This is a genomic window from Bradyrhizobium sp. MI1.11 (assembly GCF_055811255.1).
In genome coordinates, this window is sequence record NZ_JBVVPM010000001.1 from 119518 (window position 1) to 136911 (window position 17394).

Genomic DNA, 17394 nt, shown 5'->3' on the forward strand with positions numbered 1-17394 from the left:
TCCGTTCATCGCGCCTCATCCAGCGCGCAAATCACCGTGCAGACCACGCCGCGCGGCAGGAAGTCGACCGTTGCCTCGCCGCCGAGCTGGTCGCGCGCGCTGCGTTCGATCAGGCGTGAGCCGAAGCCGCGTTGCACCGGCGCCGTCACCGGCGGTCCGCCGATCTCGGTCCAGATCAGGCGGAGCCGCGGCTTCGGCGCCTCGGCAACGACCTCCCACTCCAGCGTCACCCGGCCGGTCTCATTGGACAGCGCGCCGTACTTTGCAGCGTTGGTGGCGATCTCGTGCACGATCATCGACAGCACCACGGCGAGCCGCGGCGACAGCGGCACTGCGGGTCCGGCCATGCGGATGCGCTCTGGATTGTTCAGCAGGAACGGCTGGAGCGCGCGGGTGATCACGTCCCGCAGCTCGGAGCCCGCCCATTTTTCCTGGCTCAACAAATTGTGCGCTTCGGCCAGCGCGCCGAGCCGCCCCTCGAACTTCGTCCGCTCGTCCCGGCTGGCGCTGCGGAAGGTCTGCACCGCGATCGCCTGCATCAAGGCGAGCGTGTTCTTGACGCGATGGTTGAGCTCGTCGATCAGGAGATCGTGCAGCATCTCGCCGCGCGCGATCGTGGTCGCCATCCTGACCGCGAAGGTCAGGCCGGTCAGCAGCAGGATGCCGCCGATAAAACTGGTGATCGCGATGTTGCGCCAGAGCGGAGCGATCAGCGAGCTCTCGGCGACGCCGGCCACGATGGTCCAGCCAGTGAGCCGCGACCTCGTATAGACGGTGGACAACGCAACACCATCGAGCGAAACGGTCGAGAGTGCGGCCTCCGGTGTGCGCAATATACTCTCATACAGCGTGCCGGTAGCCCGTTTGCCGAACGTCTCCGTAGGGTTCGGCGTGCGCGCGAACACGAAAGCCTTGGTGTCGAGCAAGGAAACCGTCCAGTTCTGGTCGGGCCGTTGCTTCTCGACCAGGTCCTGAAAGGTGCTGACCGGCGGACTGAAGCAGAGGTCGTAGATCACCTCGCCATCGCGGAGCACCGGAACCTCGACCGTAAGCACCTGTCGGCCGTTGATCGCGCCGGTGAACAGGTCGGAATATTGCGGCGACCTGGTCGCAAACACCTTCTCGATGATCTCGAGATGACCGCGCGGCGGCAGGCTTGCGGTGTCCTCGGTCGCGGAGGAAAACAACAGCCGGCCTTTGCGATCGGAGATCAGCACCAGGCCGCCCTTGCCATATTGGTCGACGAAGCCGAGGGCCATGCGGCGGAAGCTCTGGAAGTCGTCATTGCGCAGCGAATTGGTCAGCGCAAGCACTTGCAGGCCGCCGGTCATCCGCTGCACCTCGGAGTCCAGCACGAGGCGCATGCTGCGCACGTTCTCCAGCACGCGGCGGGTCGCGTCGTTGCGGTCCTGCTTGTAATTGTAGACGGCAATACCGACCGCGAAGACGATCAGCGGCAACATCGTTCCCGTGACCAGAAGAGCGAGCCGGACCGGCAAAGTGAGCTTTGACAAACGCGGGCGTCCCGGTTCCAGCGCAAGGGAGCGCCGGATTTATGATTTTGGGAGACCATAGGGGCGGGATTTGCGCCGCGCCATAATTTTCGCGTCCGGACGAGCCGCCCAGAAGATTTTGCATCGCAGTCGGCGGCTGTGCCTCAGCTCATGCTGATTGCGGTTAGTAGCAGGCACATGGCGTACACGGCCGCCAGGCTGAGCCCGGCGATCCGGGCCTCTCGATGCGATCTCATAACGTCAACTCCCAGAGAGGGAGGCCGCCTTCAAGGCGGCCCCCTTACACCTGGATCAATCAATTTCCTGAACGACCGTACGCGAGCCGGGATCGACGAGCATCACGCGATCGCCGGAGTAGACGTAGCGATACTTCGTGAGGGACGGGCCCCAGTCGGCCGGAACGGCCTCGAGCTCGACGTCGCTCGGCACCTTCGCGCCGACGATAATCTTCTCCTTCGTCGTGACCGGGCGAATGCGATGCTCGGTGACGTAGGATTTGATCCTGGTCCGGTATTGCGGCTCGATCTGAACGGCCGCCGCGTGACCGGTTCCGGTCGTCGTTACGACGGTCGATTGCGCGAAAGCACCGGTCGAAATCAGGACCGCGGCGGCGGAAAGCAGGAACAACTTCTTCATCTCGTTCTCCTCATTCGAATATGCGCCGCAACAACCCCTCATCGCCGACAGCGTTCCCGGCTCTGGGAACCAATTACCATTTTTTCCCGTTTGTAGATGACCGGGCTGAACGGCTCGGGTTCTGGAGGAGGACGACCAATGAAGTTGAAGATAGTAACTGCAGCACTGATGCTTGCCGCGTTTTCCCTGCCGGCGTTCGCTGCCGACGAGTTCTATGTCGTGCAGGACGTCAAGACCAAGAAGTGCACGATCGTCGACAAGAAGCCGACGGACACGTCCATGACCGTCGTCAGCCCGTCGGGCACGATCTACAAGTCGCGCACCGAGGCTGAAAGCGGCATGAAGACCGTCAAGGTCTGCACGTCGAACTGAGGAGGATGACAAATGCCAGTTCTGATTCTCTGGGCCGTTCCTGCCGTGCTGGTGATCGGCGGCGGCATCTATCTGATCGGCCATTTGCATTAAAGCACAGTGGAAGGCGAGCGGATCTGTGCGTGCAGCGCACAGGTCCGCAAGCCTGTCTCCCCTCAGCCTGCCACGCGTCGCCAGGAGCGCAAGTTGCAGTGCAACAGTTCGCGCGAAGAGTGGCCCTGCGACGAAGAGGACCTCCCGCGCACGCGAAATGACTTCCGTCCCGCCGACGTTTTCCATACGCTTCCCTCTCGCAAGCCGCATACCGGCTGCGCTCACGGCCCGGCGACAGGGCCGGAGCATCAAAGGGAGGGGAGACGATGAAGCGAAGATCATTTCTCGCTGGGATCGGTGCGACCACTGCGGCGGCCGCGATTGGCATGCCGTCAATCGTCAGGGCACAGTCGCCGATCACGCTGAACGGCGCGGTCCAGTTCAACGACGACCACGCCTTTAACCGGGCCCTGCTCCGGTTCGAAGAGCTGGTGAAGAAGTATTACGGCAAGCCAGTCAACTTCAGGCTGCACAGGAATTCCTCGCTTGGCCTCGAAAAGCAGTATTTCGAGTACATGTCGCAGGGCAAAGCCGTCGATTACGGCATCGTCTCGCCGGCTCACATGTCGACCTTCGCCAAGGCGGCTCCGTTCATCGACGCGCCCTTCGTGTTCAAGGGCATCGAACACATGAACAAGGTCGTCGAAGCCAATATCCTGGCGCCGATCGCTGACGAAGTCGCGGCCAAGGCCGAGGTCGTTCTGATCGGCTATTCCGGCGGTGGCATCCGCAATATCTTCGCCAACAAGCCGCTCAAGACTCTTGCCGACCTTAGGGGACTCAAGGTGCGCGTGCAGGGCGCGCCGATCTGGTCCAAGACCTTTGCGGCCGTGGGCATGAGCCCGACGGTGATCGCCTATAACGAAATCTACAACGCGATCCAGAACGGCGTGATAGCGGCCGGGGAGAACGAGGCGGCCGGCGTCGAGGCGATGAAGTTCTACGAAGTGGCTCCGCATCTCAACCTGACCCAGCACGCCGTGTCGATCCGGCCGATCTGCTTCTCGGTGAAGACGCTGAAGACCCTGCCGAAGGATTTGCAGGACGCGATCATGAAGGCCGGCAAGGAGGCCGGCGACTACGGCCGTCAGCTGGAGTCGAGCGAAGAGGTCGTCAAGCTCGACACGCTGGAAAAGGCTGGCAAGCTCAAGCGGGTCCCGTTCGAGGAGCGGGACGCCATGAAAAAGCTCGCCGATCCCGTGATGGCCACCTACGCCAAGGAAATCGGCGCGGAAGGCATTTTCGAGAAGATCAACGTCGTCTGAGAACTGTCGCCGCCCACGCGACAGCGGGGCAAGCCAGACGGCTTGCCCCATTGCGTGATTATGATCCCCCGGAGTCGTAATGACCGAAATATCGATGCCGCCGAACCCGTCGCCATGGCGCCGAGCAACGGCGGCCTATGCAAAACTGCTGGAAATCCTGCTCGCCGCCTCTGTCGGCCTTCTGGTCATTCCAGTCACGTTGCAGATCATCTCGCGCTACACGCCTTTGATTCCGTCCTACATCTGGACCGAGGAGATGGCGCGGTTCATGTTCATCTGGACGATCATGATCGGCGCCATGGTCGGCATCAGAGAGTCGCAGCATTTTGAAGTCGACGTCTGGCCTGACCTGTCACGCCGAAGCGAAGCCTTGGTGCGGATTCTTGCGCGGCTCGGCGTGCTGGTGCTGGCGCTGGTGTTCGTATCCGCCGGCATCGAGTTCACCCGCTTTGCCTGGAACAGAACTTCGGAGCTGGCCGATCTGCCGCTTTGGCTGATCCACGTCGCCTGGCCGGTTGCCGGCGTGACCTGGATCGTGTTCGCCGGTGAACAGATTGTCGACGAGATCCGGATTCTGGTTGGGGCAAATCAATGAGCGGCAATGTTCTTTCTGCCGGGCAGGCCGCGATGGTCCTGTTCGGTACTTTCGTTGGCCTGCTCATCATACGCGTGCCGGTCGCCTTCGCGCTTGGTCTGGCCTGCGTGCCGATCCTGCTGATCGAACCGCATCTGTCGCTGATGACGCTCGCGCAGGAAACCTTCAACGCCTACAATTCGTTCATCCTGCTGGCGGTGCCGTTCTTCCTGCTCACCGCCAATTTGATGAGCATTGGCGGCATCACCGATCGCCTGGTGGCGTTGTCGCGCTCGATGGTCGGGCACTGGCCGGGGTCGCTGGCGCAGATCAACGTCGTGCTGTCGGTGTTCTTTGCCGGCATCTCCGGCTCCTCCACCGCGGACGCGGCGAGCCAGTCCAAGATATTCATCGATGCCCAGACCAAAGAGGGTTACGACCTCTCGTTCTCCATCGCCATTACAGCGGTGTCGGCCGTGCTCGCCGTCATCATCCCGCCCTCGATCCTGATGATCGTGTGGGGCGGACTGATCTCGACTTCGATCGCCGCGATGTATCTCGCGGGCATCGTGCCGGGCTTGCTGATCGCCGGCGCGCAGATGGCAACAGTGCATGTCTATGCCGTGCGGCGTGGTTATCCGACCTATCCGAAGGACACCTGGAGGGAGATGTGCTGCGCCATCTGGCGCTCGATACCGGCGCTGCTGACGCCGTTCATCATCGTCGGCGGCATCCTGCTGGGGTGGTTCACCGCGACCGAATCCGCCTGCGTCGCGGTGCTTTATTCCGTGGCGCTATCGACATTCTTTTACCGTGAAACCGGCGCGCGCGAACTCTACAAGGCTTTGCTCGACACCGGCCGTCTCGCGGGTGTCGCGCTGTTCTGCGTGGGCACCGCCAGCGCGTTCGGCTGGCTGCTGGCCTACTACAGGATTCCGCAGGAATTGCTGGCCAACGTCTCGACCTGGGGCATGGGTGCGATCGGGGCCGGCTTCTTCATCGCGTTCTGCTTTCTGGTGGTGGGCTGCTTCCTCGACGCCATTCCGGCGATCATCATCGTCGGCACCGTTCTCGAACCGCTGGCGAAATCGGTGGACCTTCATCCGGTGCAGTTTGCGATCATATCGATCGTCTCGCTGGCCTTCGGGCTGGTGACGCCGCCCTATGGCCTGTGCCTGATGATCGCCTGCTCGATCGCCGGGGTGCGGTTGCGCTATGCGCTCAAGGACACGGTGATCATGCTGATTCCGATGCTGCTCGTGCTGGCGGCGGTCATCATCTGGCCGAGCGTTTCGCTGTTCCTGCCGCGCCTGATCGTGCCGGAGATGTTGAAATGAACGGGGCTTGATCCCGCGGTTCTGATGCCGCGGGATCGGTGATTTTGTCTAGAGATTGCTCTCGGTGATCGCGGCGTAGACCATGCTGCGCAGCTCGCGCCGGAGCGGGTAGGCGCTGGATGGCAGCACCTGCGTCATGAAGATGGTGATCAGCTCCTCCGCCGGGTCGATCCAGAACGACGTCGTGGCCGCGCCGCCCCAATTGTATTCACCGGGGCTGCCGGCGACCAGTGTCTCGGCCGGGCGCATGGTCACGGCGAAGCCGAGGCCGAAACCGATGCCGTTGTAGGTCGCTTCGGAGAACAGCGAGCGCGACACCTCGGGGAGAAAGCGCCCGCCGGGAATGTGGTTGGTCGTCATCAATGCCAGCGTCTTCGGCCCGATCAGCCTGACGCCGCCGAGCTCGCCGCCATTGAGCAGCGCACGGCAGAAGGTGAGATAGTCGGCCGTCGTCGAGCACAGCCCGCCGCCGCCCGAGATGAAGGACGGCGGTGACAGGAACGAGCTCTTGGTTGGATCGTCCTGTAATGTCAGTCCCTCGCGCCGCTGGCCGGCATGGAAGGTCATGCCGCCGCCCGGGTCGGCCGAGTAACAGGCGGCGAACCGGTGGGCCTTGGAAGCAGGCACGTGGAAATCAGTGTCGGTCATGCCGAGTGGATCGAGGATGCGTTGTTTCAGGAACTGCTCGAAGGGGATCCCGGAGATCTTGCCGACGAGGTAACCGATCACGTCGGTCGAAACCGAGTAGTTCCAGGCCTCGCCCGGCGAGAACTCCAGCGGGATTTTCGCGAGGCTCTCGATCATGGTCTGCAGCGTGCCTGATTTCTCGACCTCGCCGATCTTTTCAGCGCGGTAGGCGGCATCGACATTCGAGCGCTGCTGGAAGCCATAGGTGAGGCCGGAGGTGTGGCGCAGGAGGTCGACGATCAGCATCGGCCGCGACGGCGGCCGGGTCAGGAAGGACGGCGCGGTGCCGGCGACGAACACGCCGAGATCCTTCCATTCCGGAATGTACTTGGCGACCGGCTCATCGATCGCGACGAGGCCTTGCTCGACCAGCATCATGAAGGCGACGCTGGTGAGCGGCTTGGTCATGGAATAGATGCGGTAGATGGTGTCGTCCTTGACCGGCGCCTTGCGCTCGATATCGGCAAAGCCCTGCAGAGAGCTGTGGGCGACCTTGCCACGGCGATAGACCAGGAGATGCGTGCCCGGGAAGCGACCGGCATCGATGTACCGGCTCTTCAGATGCGCATCGATACGGTCGAGCGCGGACTTGGACATACCGACGGATTCGGGCGAGGCGGGGGTAGGGGCGAGCATCAGTTCCTCCGGGGCATTTTATCGGAAAGGTGATAGCCGAAATGGCGACCTCTTTCCAAGCCGGCTGCGCTTAACGCAGCCGGCCCGACTGGTGTAGGCTGCGCCCTGGAACGCCTCCAAGGAGCCCACCCGGGCCAACGAAAAAACCAGGGCAAACGCACCATGACCCAGTTCAACGAGACCGAACTCACTGAAGCCGTCGTCCGGAGCTTTGACCAGACACCCGACCCGCGCGCGAAATTCCTGCTCCAGGAATTGGTGAAGTCGCTGCACGATTACGTGAGCAAGACCGGCCTCACCTTTGAGGAGTGGGAATACGCCATCGATTTCCTGACCCGCACCGGCCAGAAATGCACGGACACCCGGCAGGAATTCATCCTCCTGTCCGACGTGCTCGGCGTCTCCATGTTGGTCGACGCGGTCAACCATCGCGAGCGCGAGGGCGCTACCCAGACCACCGTGCTCGGGCCGTTCTATGTCGGCGAGCACAAGGTGACGGCGCACGGCACCGACATCTCTCCGAACAATCAGACCGGCGAACGGATGTTCGTGCAGAGCCGTGTCACCGATCTCAAGGGCAAGCCGCTCGCGAATGTCCCCGTTGACGTCTGGCACGCCGACGATGACGGCTTCTACGACTCGCAGAAGCCGAACTATGATGAGGTCGGCGCCTCGGCGCGGGCGCGCTTCATCACCGATAGCGATGGCCGCTTTTTCTTCCGCACCATCCTGCCTTGCAGCTACCCGATCCCGACTGACGGCCCGGTCGGCGAGATGATCGTGCAGACCAACCGCCACCCGATGCGCCCGGCGCATGTGCACTTCCTGGTCAATGCCAAGGGCTACGAGCCGCTGATCACCCACGTCTTTATGGACGGCGACAAATATCTGGATTCCGACGTGGTGTTCGGCGTGAAGGACGACCTCGTCGCCAAGGTCGAGCCGCGCAGCGACCCGGAGATGCCCGACGGCTCCAGGGCAAGCGGGCAGTGGCACCTGATGACCTACGAATTCCACCTCAAGCCCGGCGGCGGCATGGCGCCCAAGCCGCTGGGGATGAAGGCGGAGGAGCCGGCCTGACCGTCAGGCGCGAGAGCACGCGCCGCCCTCTCATCTCCCGATAAAGGCCGCCAGCTCGTCAGGCGTCCCCATCGGAAAGGCTTCTTTCATGAAGTCGAGGAAGGCGGATACGCGCGCACTCAGGAGCCGGCGTGATGGATAAAGCGTCCACAGCGCGATCTCCGGTCCCTCGATATCGCCCCAAAGCACCAGCGTGCCCGCAGCGAGGTCGTGACTGACCAGTGACACTGGCAGGCGCGTAGCGCCGACGCCGGCCCGGACCGCATCGCGGACCATGATGAGCGACGACAGGCGGAGGACTGGATCAATCGCAATGCGCGATTGTCCGCCTGGCGTTGTCACGTCCCAGCTTGTTAGCTGATCGCCCGCGCCGCGCATGACGGCCGGCACGGCGATTCCGTCCCGCGGTCGTTCGAGGTCAGGGCTCGCCACCACCACCAGCCGATCGCGCAAGAAGATTCGTCCGACCAGGTTTTCATCCGGATCGGGATTGACCCGGATCACCAGATCATACCCTTCCTCCACCATGTCGACGGAGCGATCTTCCGTCGTGACCTCAAGACGGATCTCCGGATATCTGAGCGCGAACCCGGCCGCGAGATTTCCCATTGCAGTCTGCGAGAACAGCATAGGCGCGCTGATCCGCAAGCTGCCGCGCGGCCTGTCTCCACCCGAGGCGATCGCTGTCGCCGTCTCGTCGAGCTCGGTGAGCAAGGCCCCCGTCCGCTCGTAAAGGGCGCGTCCTTCCTGCGTGAGTTTCAGGGTGCGCGCTCCCCGTTCGAACAGGCGCAGGTCGAGCGCGGCTTCCAGCTCCGCGACCCGCCGGGACAGGGTGGCTTTCGGGCGTCCGGCGGCGCGTGCGGCCCGGCCGAACCCGCCGTGCCGGGCAACGAGATTGAAATCGGCGAGTGCGAGCAGGTCCATTGTTCCACCAGTGAGACAGTCTGTCCAGATATAGCGGCTATCGGTCCGAATGTGGATCAGTAATTTCCGGGATGTCTTCTGACCCCAACCCCGGAGTGATCCCCATGACCATCCTCGTTACCGGCGCAACCGGCACCGTCGGCCGCCATGTCGTCGAACAGCTCGTCAAGCGCGGCGCCGATGTCCGCGCTCTTGCGCGCGATCCTGCCAAGGCAAACCTCCCGGCAGGCGTCACCGTCGTGCAGGGCGATCTGCTCGACGTCGACTCGATCCGCAGCGCATTCAAGGGCGTCTCGACCCTGTTCCTGCTCAATGCAGTGGTGCCGGATGAATTCACCCAGGCACTGATCGCGCTCAACCTGGCCCGCGAGGCTGGCGTCGAGCGGGTCGTCTACCTCTCGGTGATCCACAGCGATCGCTACGTGAACGTCCCGCACTTTGCCGGCAAGTTCGGCGTCGAGCGGATGATCGAGCAGATGGGCTTCAACGCCACCATCCTGCGCCCGGCGTACTTCATGAACAACGACGTCACGATCAAGGACGTGGTGACCGGATACGGCATCTATCCGATGCCGATCGGGAGCAGGGGGCTCGCCATGATCGATGCGCGCGACATCGGCGAGATCGCGGCCATCGAGCTCGTCCGTCGTGAGCGCGCCGCAACACCGCTTCCGCTCACGCGCATCAATCTCGTCGGTCCTGATACGCTCACCGGCGCGAAAGCCGCCGCCGTCTGGTCGGAGGTGCTGGGCCGCACGATCGCCTATCCCGGTGACGATACCGCCGGCTTCGAGAAGAATCTCCGGCAGTTCATGCCGAGCTGGATGGCTTTCGACATGCGGCTGATGAGCGAGCGTTTCCTCACCGAGGGAATGATCCCGGAAGCCGGCGACGTCGAGCGTCTGACCGCGCTGTTGGGCCGTCCGCTGCGATCCTATCGCGACTTCGTCTCCGAGATCGCGGCCACTGCCTGACGGCAGGGGCGCATTCCCAATCACGACACGAGGAATCCTATCATGATCTCTTCAACCGCCACCGTTCCGGCGGATCCGGAAGGCGCAACGAAGATATTGCTGCTTGGAGCGACTGGTGCCACCGGTCGCCTGATCGTCAACCAGGCGGTGGCGCGAGGGCACGACGTCACCGTGCTGGTGCGCTCCGCCGGCAAGGCAAGTGACATCAGGGGGGCGAAGCTCATCGTCGGAGATGCACGCGATGAAGCAGCCCTGCGCGAAGCCCTCAAAGGCCGTGACGCCGTGGTCAGTGCGCTGGGTACACCGGTAAGTCCGTTCCGCGAGGTGACGCTGCTCTCGACCGCGACGCGCGCGCTCGTGAGCGCGATGAAGGCCGAGCAGGTCTCGCGGCTGGTTTGCATCACGGGGATGGGCGCCGGCGACAGTGCCGGGCACGGCGGCTTTGTCGCCGACAACGTGATCTTTCCGCTTCTCCTGAAGAAGGTGTACGCCGACAAGAACCGGCAGGAGGCGATCGTCAGAGACAGCGGGCTGGACTGGATTTTGGTTCGCCCCTCGATCCTCAATAACAAGCCCGGCCGCGGCTCGGTCCGGGCGCTGACGGATCTTTCGGGCTTCCATGGTGGCAGCATCGCGCGCGAGGACGTTGCGACATTCGTGCTGGATCAAGTGCGCGCCGATACCTGGCTGCATCGGTCTCCGCTGATCACGTGGTGACGCTTTGCGTGGCTAAACCCCTGATCAGCGCGCGTGCAACATCGCAAGCAGGACCACGACGACGCAGGCGAGCGCCGCCGTGGTCAATTTCCAGAACATCAGCGGGCTGCGCTCCAAAAGCGGCGTGATCCGCGTGTCGAGATAGGCCGGATTGGGCGTGCGAAGCTCGAAGACGAATTCGGACAGATCCTCGTGCCGCTTGTAGGGATCCGGATGGAGCGCACGTCTGAGCGCGCCGTCGACCCAGGCAGGCACGTTGCTGTTGTCGTCGGCCGGGCGATATTTGAGCCTCCGCACGTCCGCCTTGCGCCGGATCCTGGCGATTTGCGTGCCATAGGGAAGCTTTCCCGTCAGCATCTGGTAGCAGATCACGGCCAGCGAAAACATGTCGGAGCGCGGCGAACCGACTTGCCCAAGAAAATATTCCGGCGCCGTGTACTGGACCGTTCCCAAAATTTCGTCGGCCTCGTCCTGTGGCGCTGCCTCCGCGACGCCTGCCACCTTCACCGATCCGAAGTCGATGATCTTCGCGGTGCCGGTCTTGTCGATCAGGATGTTGTCGGGCCTCAAGTCCTGATGCAGCATCTCCATGCGGTGGAAGGCGCGCAGGCCCGCGGCGATCTGCTCGACCAGTCCGCGGACGGTTTCGAGATCGGGGCGCGGATTGTCTGTCATCCATTGCCGCAAGGTCTGACCTTCGACGAATTCGGTCGCGACATAGAGATAGCCACGCCGTTTCGACTGCGACAACGGCTTCAGCACATGCGGGCTGTCGATCCGGCGCGCGATCCACTCTTCCATCAGGAAGCGCTTCAGGTAGGCGGCATTGTCGCGCAGATCGATCGACGGAAGCTTCAGCGCGACCGGCTCCTCGGTCACCGCGTCGACAGCAAGGTAAATATGGCTGCGGCTGCTGGCGTGGATTTCGCGGACGATCCTGTAGCCGTCGAAGATCGCCCGCGGCTCCGGCAGCGGGGGAAGCGGCAGCTGGGAGGTCTGGTTGAAGATGCCGGCCGGCTCGCGCTGCGGCACTGCATCGATGCGGAGGATCTGGACCGTGATGTTGTCGTCGCTGCCGCGCCGGTAGGCTTCCTCGACGATCGCCTTCGCCGCTCCGTCGAGCTCGGCTGCATGCTCGCTGAGCGCGTTCGTGATGAAACGCGCGTCGACGAATTCATAGGCGCCGTCGGTCGCCAGCAGGAAGGTGTCGCCAGTCTCGATCTCGAAACTCTGGTAGTCGATTTCGAGTTGCGGATTGATGCCGAGCGCACGGCCGAGATAGGTCTGCTCCGAGGACACAATGATCCGGTGATCGTCGGTCAGCTGCTCGAGCGCCTTGCCCGCCACGCGGTAGACGCGACAGTCGCCGACGTGGAAGATGTGCGCGGTGGTCGCCTTGATGACCATGGCGCTCAGCGTGCAGACATAACCCTTGTCGCGGTCATAGGCATATTGGCTCTTGCGCGTCTGCGCGTGCAGCCAGGAATTGGTCGCATCCAGCACGCGGCGGGCGGAGGTCTTCACCGTCCAGGATTCCGACGTGCAGTAATAGTCCATCAGGAAGCTCTTGACCGCCGACTCGCTGGCGATCTGGCTCACCGTGCTGCTGGAGATGCCGTCGGCGAGGACGGCCGCAATGCCCTTCAGGCTGAGCATCGGCTCGTCCGGGACGAGGACGCCGTGAAAATCCTGGTTGATGGGCTTGCGACCCTTGTCGGAATGCTGGCCGACCGAGATCTGAAGTCCGCGGGTCATCGTCATCACCGGCAAAGGGGAGCCTCACCCTGATCGGGCGAGGCTCTCCTGTCGAGACGTTGTTTGCTCAGGCCGCGACGCGGGGCGACGAGGCCTTGCCCGCCTGGCGCTTCGGCTGGGTCAAGACGTGCGTGGCGTAGAGGGTCATGCCGGTGAAGGCGAGGCCGCCGACGAGATTGCCGAGCACGGTCGGGATCTCGTTCCAGATCAGATAGTCCATGATCGAGAATTTCGCGTGCAGCATCAGGCCGGAGGGGAACAGGAACATGTTCACGACGGAATGCTCGAACACCATGTAGAAGAACACCAGGATCGGCATCCACATCGCGATGACTTTGCCGGGGACCGAGGTGGAGATCATGGCGCCGACGACGCCGGTCGAGACCATCCAGTTGCAGAGCATTCCGCGGATGAACAGCGTCGCCATGCCGGCCGCGCCGTGCGCGGCGTAGCCGAGCGTGCGGCCTTCGCCGATATTGCCGATCGCCGTGCCGACCTTGTCCGGATCCTGCGTGAAGCCGAAAGTCGTGACGAAGGCCATCATGAAGGCCACCGTCAGGGCGCCTGCGAAATTGCCGACGAAGACGAGGCCCCAGTTCCGCAGCACGCCGCCGAAGGTGACGCCCGGGCGCTTGTCGATCAGGGCGAGCGGGGAGAGCACAAACACACCGGTCAGGAGGTCGAAGCCCAGCAGATAGAGCATGACGAAGCCGACCGGGAACAGCAGCGCGCCGATCAGCGGCTGCCCCGTGTTCACGTTGATCGTGACGGCGAACCATGCCGCGAGCGCCAGGATAGCGCCGGCCATGTAGGCCCGGATGATGGTATCCCGGGTGGACATGAAGACTTTGGACTCGCCCGCATCCACCATCTTGGTGACGAATTCCGAAGGCGCGAGATACGACATCAATGGTTCCTTTGCTTCCTGGTGAGATCGACACACTCTGCGTGAGCGCGACTGAACATCATTGGCCGTGCGGGCTGGTTGCCGCGCGTAAGCCGGAGAGATTTGGAAGCTCTGGGAATCGCGTCACGAGGATGAAGCCGGGAGGGCCGCGAAGCAGGTGAGCTTCCGTGCTGCAGCCGCCTGAGGCTGCAGCATTGCGGTCGAGCCGCAGTCTTCGTTGACGCGAACTCAAATGCAAATTGCGTGCCGTGCGCCTGGCCTATAAGAACCCAGCGATATCAAGAAGATACGACTTTTCCTGACCCGGCTTTTGCGGGCCGAGTGGCCTGTTGCTTAAGCGGCTGCACAAGACTTGTGCGCCGCACAAATGTTGGGCAGGTCGCAAATTTCACGAGCGGAGCAGACCTGCGACAGACTGGCGCGGCGTACATAAGCTATTGATATCGATTTGTTTTCGGCTGCCTCACGCTTGGCATGAAGCTTGAATAGTTCCACGCCGACGCCATTGAAGCCGTCCCGCGAGACTTCTCATCCGAATTGCCGACGCCACCAGACGGGGGTCTCCCCGTCGCGCGTTCGCATGCGCTGCTTCAGGCGTCGCCGGACGGACGGGCTGCTCGTGTGCACTGACACAATCATTCTGCAACGACGCAAAGGACGATACCGCCTATGACCAAGCGCACCCGCCGGCCGTCGGACACTGGCCTCAGCCGCCGTCAATTGTTGAAGGCCGCCGGCTCGACCGCCGCACTCCTGGCCGCCGTGAAGCTGAATTTCCCAGCGGGCGCTTTCGCGCAGGACGCCGGTCCGGAGTTCAAGGGCGCAAAGCTTGGCTTCATCGCGCTGAGCGATGCCGGTCCCTTGTTCGTCGCCAAGGACAAGGGCCTGTTCGCCAAATACGGCATGCCCGACACCGACGTGCAGAAGCAGGCCTCCTGGGGCACCACGCGGGACAATCTCGTGCTCGGCTCGGAAGGCAACGGCATCGACGGTGCGCATATCCTGACCCCGATGCCGTATCTGATCTCGGCCGGCAAGGTGACGCAGAACAACCAGCCGACGCCGATGTACATCCTGGCGCGGCTCAATCTCGACAGCCAGTGCATCTCCGTCGCCAGTGAATATGCCGACCTGAAGCTCGGCGTCGATGCGTCCACCTTCAAGGCGGCCCTGGAGAAGAAGAAGGCTTCCGGCAAGCCCGTGAAGGCGGCGATGACCTTCCCCGGCGGCACGCACGACCTCTGGCTCCGCTATTGGCTTGCCGCCGGCGGCATCGATCCGGACAAGGACATCGAGACCATCGTGGTGCCGCCTGCGCAGATGGTGGCCAACATGAAGGTCGGCACGATGGACTGCTTCTGCGTCGGCGAGCCCTGGAATCTGCAGCTGATCCACCAGAACATCGGCTATACCGCGATCACGACCGGCGAGCTCTGGAACAAGCACCCGGAAAAATCCTTCGGCATGCGCGCCGCCTTCGTCGATAAATACCCGAAGGCCGCGAAGGCGCTGCTGATGGCGGTGATGGAAGCGCAGCAGTGGTCGGACAAGGCCGAGAACAAGGCCGAGCTTGCTGCCATCATGGGGAAGCGGCAGTGGATGAACTGCCCTGTCGAAGACGTACTCGACCGCACCGCCGGCAAGTTCGACTACGGCCTTCCCGGCAAGGTGGTCGAGAATTCGCCGCACATCATGAAGTATTGGCGCGACTTCGCCTCTTATCCGTTCCAGAGCCACGACCTCTGGTTCCTCACCGAGGACATTCGCTGGGGCAAATACGAGGCGAATTTCGACACCAAGGCGCTGATTGCCAAGGTCAACCGCGAAGACATGTGGCGCGACGCGGCCAAGACGCTCGGCATCGCAAGCGCCGAGATCCCGACCTCCACCTCGCGCGGCAAGGAGACCTTCTTCGACGGCAAGGTGTTCGATCCGGAAAATCCGGCTGCCTATCTGAAGTCGCTCGCGATCAAGCGCGTCGAAGTCTGATGGAGCCAGCGGCCGCCTCCGGGCGGCCGCATCGCCTTTTGCAGCCGGAGAAATATTGCGATGAACATGCCCGCCACCAAGATCGAGGTTGAGACCGCGAAGCCCGCGAGCGCTGCCGCGCCGGTCGTCGCGATGACACCGAAGCGGCCGCCGCGTTCGGAGACTTACGCGCGGATGGCGCGGGAGACCGCCGTGCGCGTCATCCCGCCGCTGGTCGTGATCGCGCTCTTGCTTCTGGTGTGGGAGCTGGTCTGCCGCCGCGCCGGCTCGGCACTGCCGCCGCCGTCGAAGGTGTTCAAGGACACGAAGGAGCTGATCCTCGATCCGTTCTTCGATCACGGCGGCATCGATAAGGGGCTGTTCTGGCACCTCTCCGCTAGCCTCCAACGCGTCGCCTTCGGCTATTCGCTCTCGGCGATTGCCGGCATCGCGCTCGGCGTGCTGGTCGGGCAATCGGTCTGGGCGATGCGTGGGCTCGATCCGCTGTTCCAGGTCTTGCGCACGATCCCGCCGCTGGCCTGGCTGCCGCTGTCGCTCGCCGCGTTCCGCGACGGCCAGCCCTCGGCGATCTTCGTCATCTTCATCACCTCGATCTGGCCGATCATCATCAACACCGCGGTCGGCATCCGCAACATCCCGCAGGATTATCGCAACGTCGCCGCGGTGGTGCAGCTTAACCCGCTCGAATTCTTCGCCAAGATCATGATTCCGGCCGCCGCGCCCTATATCTTCACGGGGCTTCGCATCGGCATCGGTTTGTCCTGGCTCGCGATCGTCGCCGCGGAAATGCTGATCGGCGGCGTCGGCATCGGCTTCTTCATCTGGGACGCCTGGAACTCCTCGCATATCAGCGAAATCATCCTGGCGCTGTTCTATGTCGGCATCATCGGCTTCGTGCTCGACCGCCTGATCGCGGGTGCCGGCAAGATCGTCACCCGCGGCACCGCGCTGAACTGAAGGGGAAGCACATGACCGCTTATCTGAAGCTCGACCACATCGACAAGATTTTTACCCGCGGCGCTGCCTCCACCGAGGTGCTGAAGGATATCAATCTCACCATCGAGAAGGGCGAATACGTCTCGATCATCGGCCATTCCGGTTGCGGCAAGTCGACCCTGCTCAACATCATCGCAGGCCTGACCAACGCCACCACCGGCGGCGTGCTGCTCGAGAACCGCGAGGTGAACTCGCCGGGACCGGATCGCGCGGTGGTGTTCCAGAACCACAGCCTGTTGCCGTGGCTAACCGTGTACGAGAACGTCAGGCTCGGCGTCGACAAGGTCTTCGCTAAGACCAAGAAGCGCGCCGAACGCGACGCCTGGGTCATGCACAATCTCAACCTCGTGCAGATGGCCCATGCCAAGGACAAACGGCCCTCGGAAATCTCCGGCGGCATGAAGCAGCGCGTCGGCATTGCCCGCGCGCTCGCGATGGAACCGAAAGTGTTGCTGCTCGACGAGCCTTTCGGCGCACTCGACGCACTGACCCGCGCGCATTTGCAGGATTCGGTGATGGCGCTGCATCAGAAGCTCGGCAACACGATTCTGATGATCACCCACGACGTCGACGAGGCGGTGCTGCTGTCCGACCGCATTGTCATGATGACGAACGGGCCGAGCGCGCGCATCGGCGAGGTGCTGGAGGTGCCGCTGGCGCGCCCGCGCAAGCGGCTCGAGCTCGCGACCAACACCACTTACTTGAAGTGCCGGCAGCGCGTGCTCGAATTCCTCTATGAGCGTCATCGCTTCGTCGAGGCCGCGTAAACGCGTCACCAACAGGTGCTGACGCAACGCCTAATTTTGAATCATCAAGCTCAATCCTTGTGCGCCGCACAGGGATTGAGCGAATCGCAAAATTTGCGTGCGAAATAGTCCTGCAAAAATTCGGAGCACTCCGAACAAGCTCCTGAATTTCCTGCGTTTCCGGAATGCGCG

Annotated in this window: 16 protein-coding genes; 10 read left to right on the top strand and 6 right to left on the bottom strand. The window is 62.9% G+C overall.

What is annotated here, in order from left to right; all coding sequences use genetic code 11:
• Window positions 1-5: 5 nt before the first annotated feature.
• Window positions 6-1463 carry a sensor histidine kinase gene (locus tag AC0L30_RS00560; RefSeq protein WP_007593972.1) on the bottom strand — a complete coding sequence of 486 codons (1458 nt, stop codon included), beginning with the start codon at window positions 1461-1463 and terminating at the stop codon, window positions 6-8.
• Window positions 1464-1805: 342 nt separating this feature from the next.
• Window positions 1806-2150, bottom strand: a complete 345-nt coding sequence (locus AC0L30_RS00565; RefSeq protein ID WP_007593970.1) for a DUF1236 domain-containing protein — start codon at window positions 2148-2150, stop codon at window positions 1806-1808.
• A 138-nt stretch (window positions 2151-2288) separates the two neighbouring features.
• On the opposite strand from AC0L30_RS00565, the gene AC0L30_RS00570 reads away from it, so the two are divergent.
• From AC0L30_RS00570 to AC0L30_RS00585, 4 genes are all read left to right on the top strand, one after another.
• On the top strand, window positions 2289-2522 hold the full coding sequence (locus AC0L30_RS00570; RefSeq protein WP_219682739.1) for a hypothetical protein: 234 nt from the start codon (window positions 2289-2291) through the stop codon (window positions 2520-2522).
• Between the two features lie 359 nt (window positions 2523-2881).
• Window positions 2882-3880: a TRAP transporter substrate-binding protein gene (locus AC0L30_RS00575; protein ID WP_473255071.1), complete on the top strand. Its 999-nt coding sequence runs from the start codon at window positions 2882-2884 to the stop codon at window positions 3878-3880.
• Window positions 3881-3959: 79 nt separating this feature from the next.
• Window positions 3960-4475 (top strand): TRAP transporter small permease, encoded by a 516-nt coding sequence (locus AC0L30_RS00580; protein WP_007593965.1) that lies wholly within the window; start codon window positions 3960-3962, stop codon window positions 4473-4475.
• Window positions 4472-5791 (top strand): TRAP transporter large permease, encoded by a 1320-nt coding sequence (locus AC0L30_RS00585; RefSeq protein WP_007593964.1) that lies wholly within the window; start codon window positions 4472-4474, stop codon window positions 5789-5791. Before AC0L30_RS00580 ends, AC0L30_RS00585 begins: the two co-directional genes overlap by 4 nt.
• Window positions 5792-5839: 48 nt before the next feature.
• Here the strand turns inward: AC0L30_RS00585 and AC0L30_RS00590 are convergent, their stop codons facing one another.
• Complete coding sequence (locus AC0L30_RS00590) at window positions 5840-7114, bottom strand: serine hydrolase domain-containing protein (RefSeq protein ID WP_007593963.1); 1275 nt, start codon at window positions 7112-7114, stop codon at window positions 5840-5842.
• 162 nt (window positions 7115-7276) lie between these two features.
• Between AC0L30_RS00590 and AC0L30_RS00595 the strand changes: the two genes are divergently transcribed.
• Complete coding sequence (locus AC0L30_RS00595) at window positions 7277-8194, top strand: intradiol ring-cleavage dioxygenase (RefSeq protein ID WP_007593962.1); 918 nt, start codon at window positions 7277-7279, stop codon at window positions 8192-8194.
• A gap of 30 nt (window positions 8195-8224) precedes the next feature.
• Here AC0L30_RS00595 and AC0L30_RS00600 read toward each other — a convergent pair whose 3' ends face one another.
• Window positions 8225-9118, bottom strand: coding sequence for a LysR family transcriptional regulator (locus AC0L30_RS00600; protein WP_007593961.1), 894 nt, complete (start codon window positions 9116-9118; stop codon window positions 8225-8227).
• A gap of 104 nt (window positions 9119-9222) precedes the next feature.
• On the opposite strand from AC0L30_RS00600, the gene AC0L30_RS00605 reads away from it, so the two are divergent.
• The gene (locus AC0L30_RS00605; RefSeq protein ID WP_007593960.1) at window positions 9223-10092 is read left to right on the top strand and encodes an SDR family oxidoreductase; all 870 of its coding nucleotides are present in this window, start codon (window positions 9223-9225) and stop codon (window positions 10090-10092) included.
• Between the two features lie 42 nt (window positions 10093-10134).
• Window positions 10135-10809, top strand: a complete 675-nt coding sequence (locus AC0L30_RS00610) for an NAD(P)-dependent oxidoreductase (protein WP_007593959.1) — start codon at window positions 10135-10137, stop codon at window positions 10807-10809.
• A gap of 24 nt (window positions 10810-10833) precedes the next feature.
• Here AC0L30_RS00610 and AC0L30_RS00615 read toward each other — a convergent pair whose 3' ends face one another.
• Together AC0L30_RS00615 and AC0L30_RS00620 are read right to left on the bottom strand one after the other, a co-directional pair.
• Window positions 10834-12570 (bottom strand): bifunctional protein-serine/threonine kinase/phosphatase, encoded by a 1737-nt coding sequence (locus tag AC0L30_RS00615; RefSeq protein ID WP_035993136.1) that lies wholly within the window; start codon window positions 12568-12570, stop codon window positions 10834-10836.
• 61 nt (window positions 12571-12631) lie between these two features.
• Window positions 12632-13471 carry a formate/nitrite transporter family protein gene (locus AC0L30_RS00620; protein ID WP_007593957.1) on the bottom strand — a complete coding sequence of 280 codons (840 nt, stop codon included), beginning with the start codon at window positions 13469-13471 and terminating at the stop codon, window positions 12632-12634.
• 669 nt (window positions 13472-14140) lie between these two features.
• On the opposite strand from AC0L30_RS00620, the gene AC0L30_RS00625 reads away from it, so the two are divergent.
• From AC0L30_RS00625 to AC0L30_RS00635, 3 genes are read left to right on the top strand one after another with little or no spacing between them, the layout of a single operon-like run.
• Window positions 14141-15460, top strand: coding sequence for a CmpA/NrtA family ABC transporter substrate-binding protein (locus AC0L30_RS00625; RefSeq protein ID WP_473403624.1), 1320 nt, complete (start codon window positions 14141-14143; stop codon window positions 15458-15460).
• Between the two features lie 60 nt (window positions 15461-15520).
• A complete protein-coding gene (ntrB, locus tag AC0L30_RS00630; RefSeq protein ID WP_007593954.1) occupies window positions 15521-16417 on the top strand; it encodes a nitrate ABC transporter permease in 897 nt (298 codons plus the stop codon).
• Window positions 16418-16428: 11 nt separating this feature from the next.
• On the top strand, window positions 16429-17223 hold the full coding sequence (locus AC0L30_RS00635) for an ABC transporter ATP-binding protein (RefSeq protein ID WP_007593952.1): 795 nt from the start codon (window positions 16429-16431) through the stop codon (window positions 17221-17223).
• Window positions 17224-17394 lie beyond the last annotated feature (171 nt).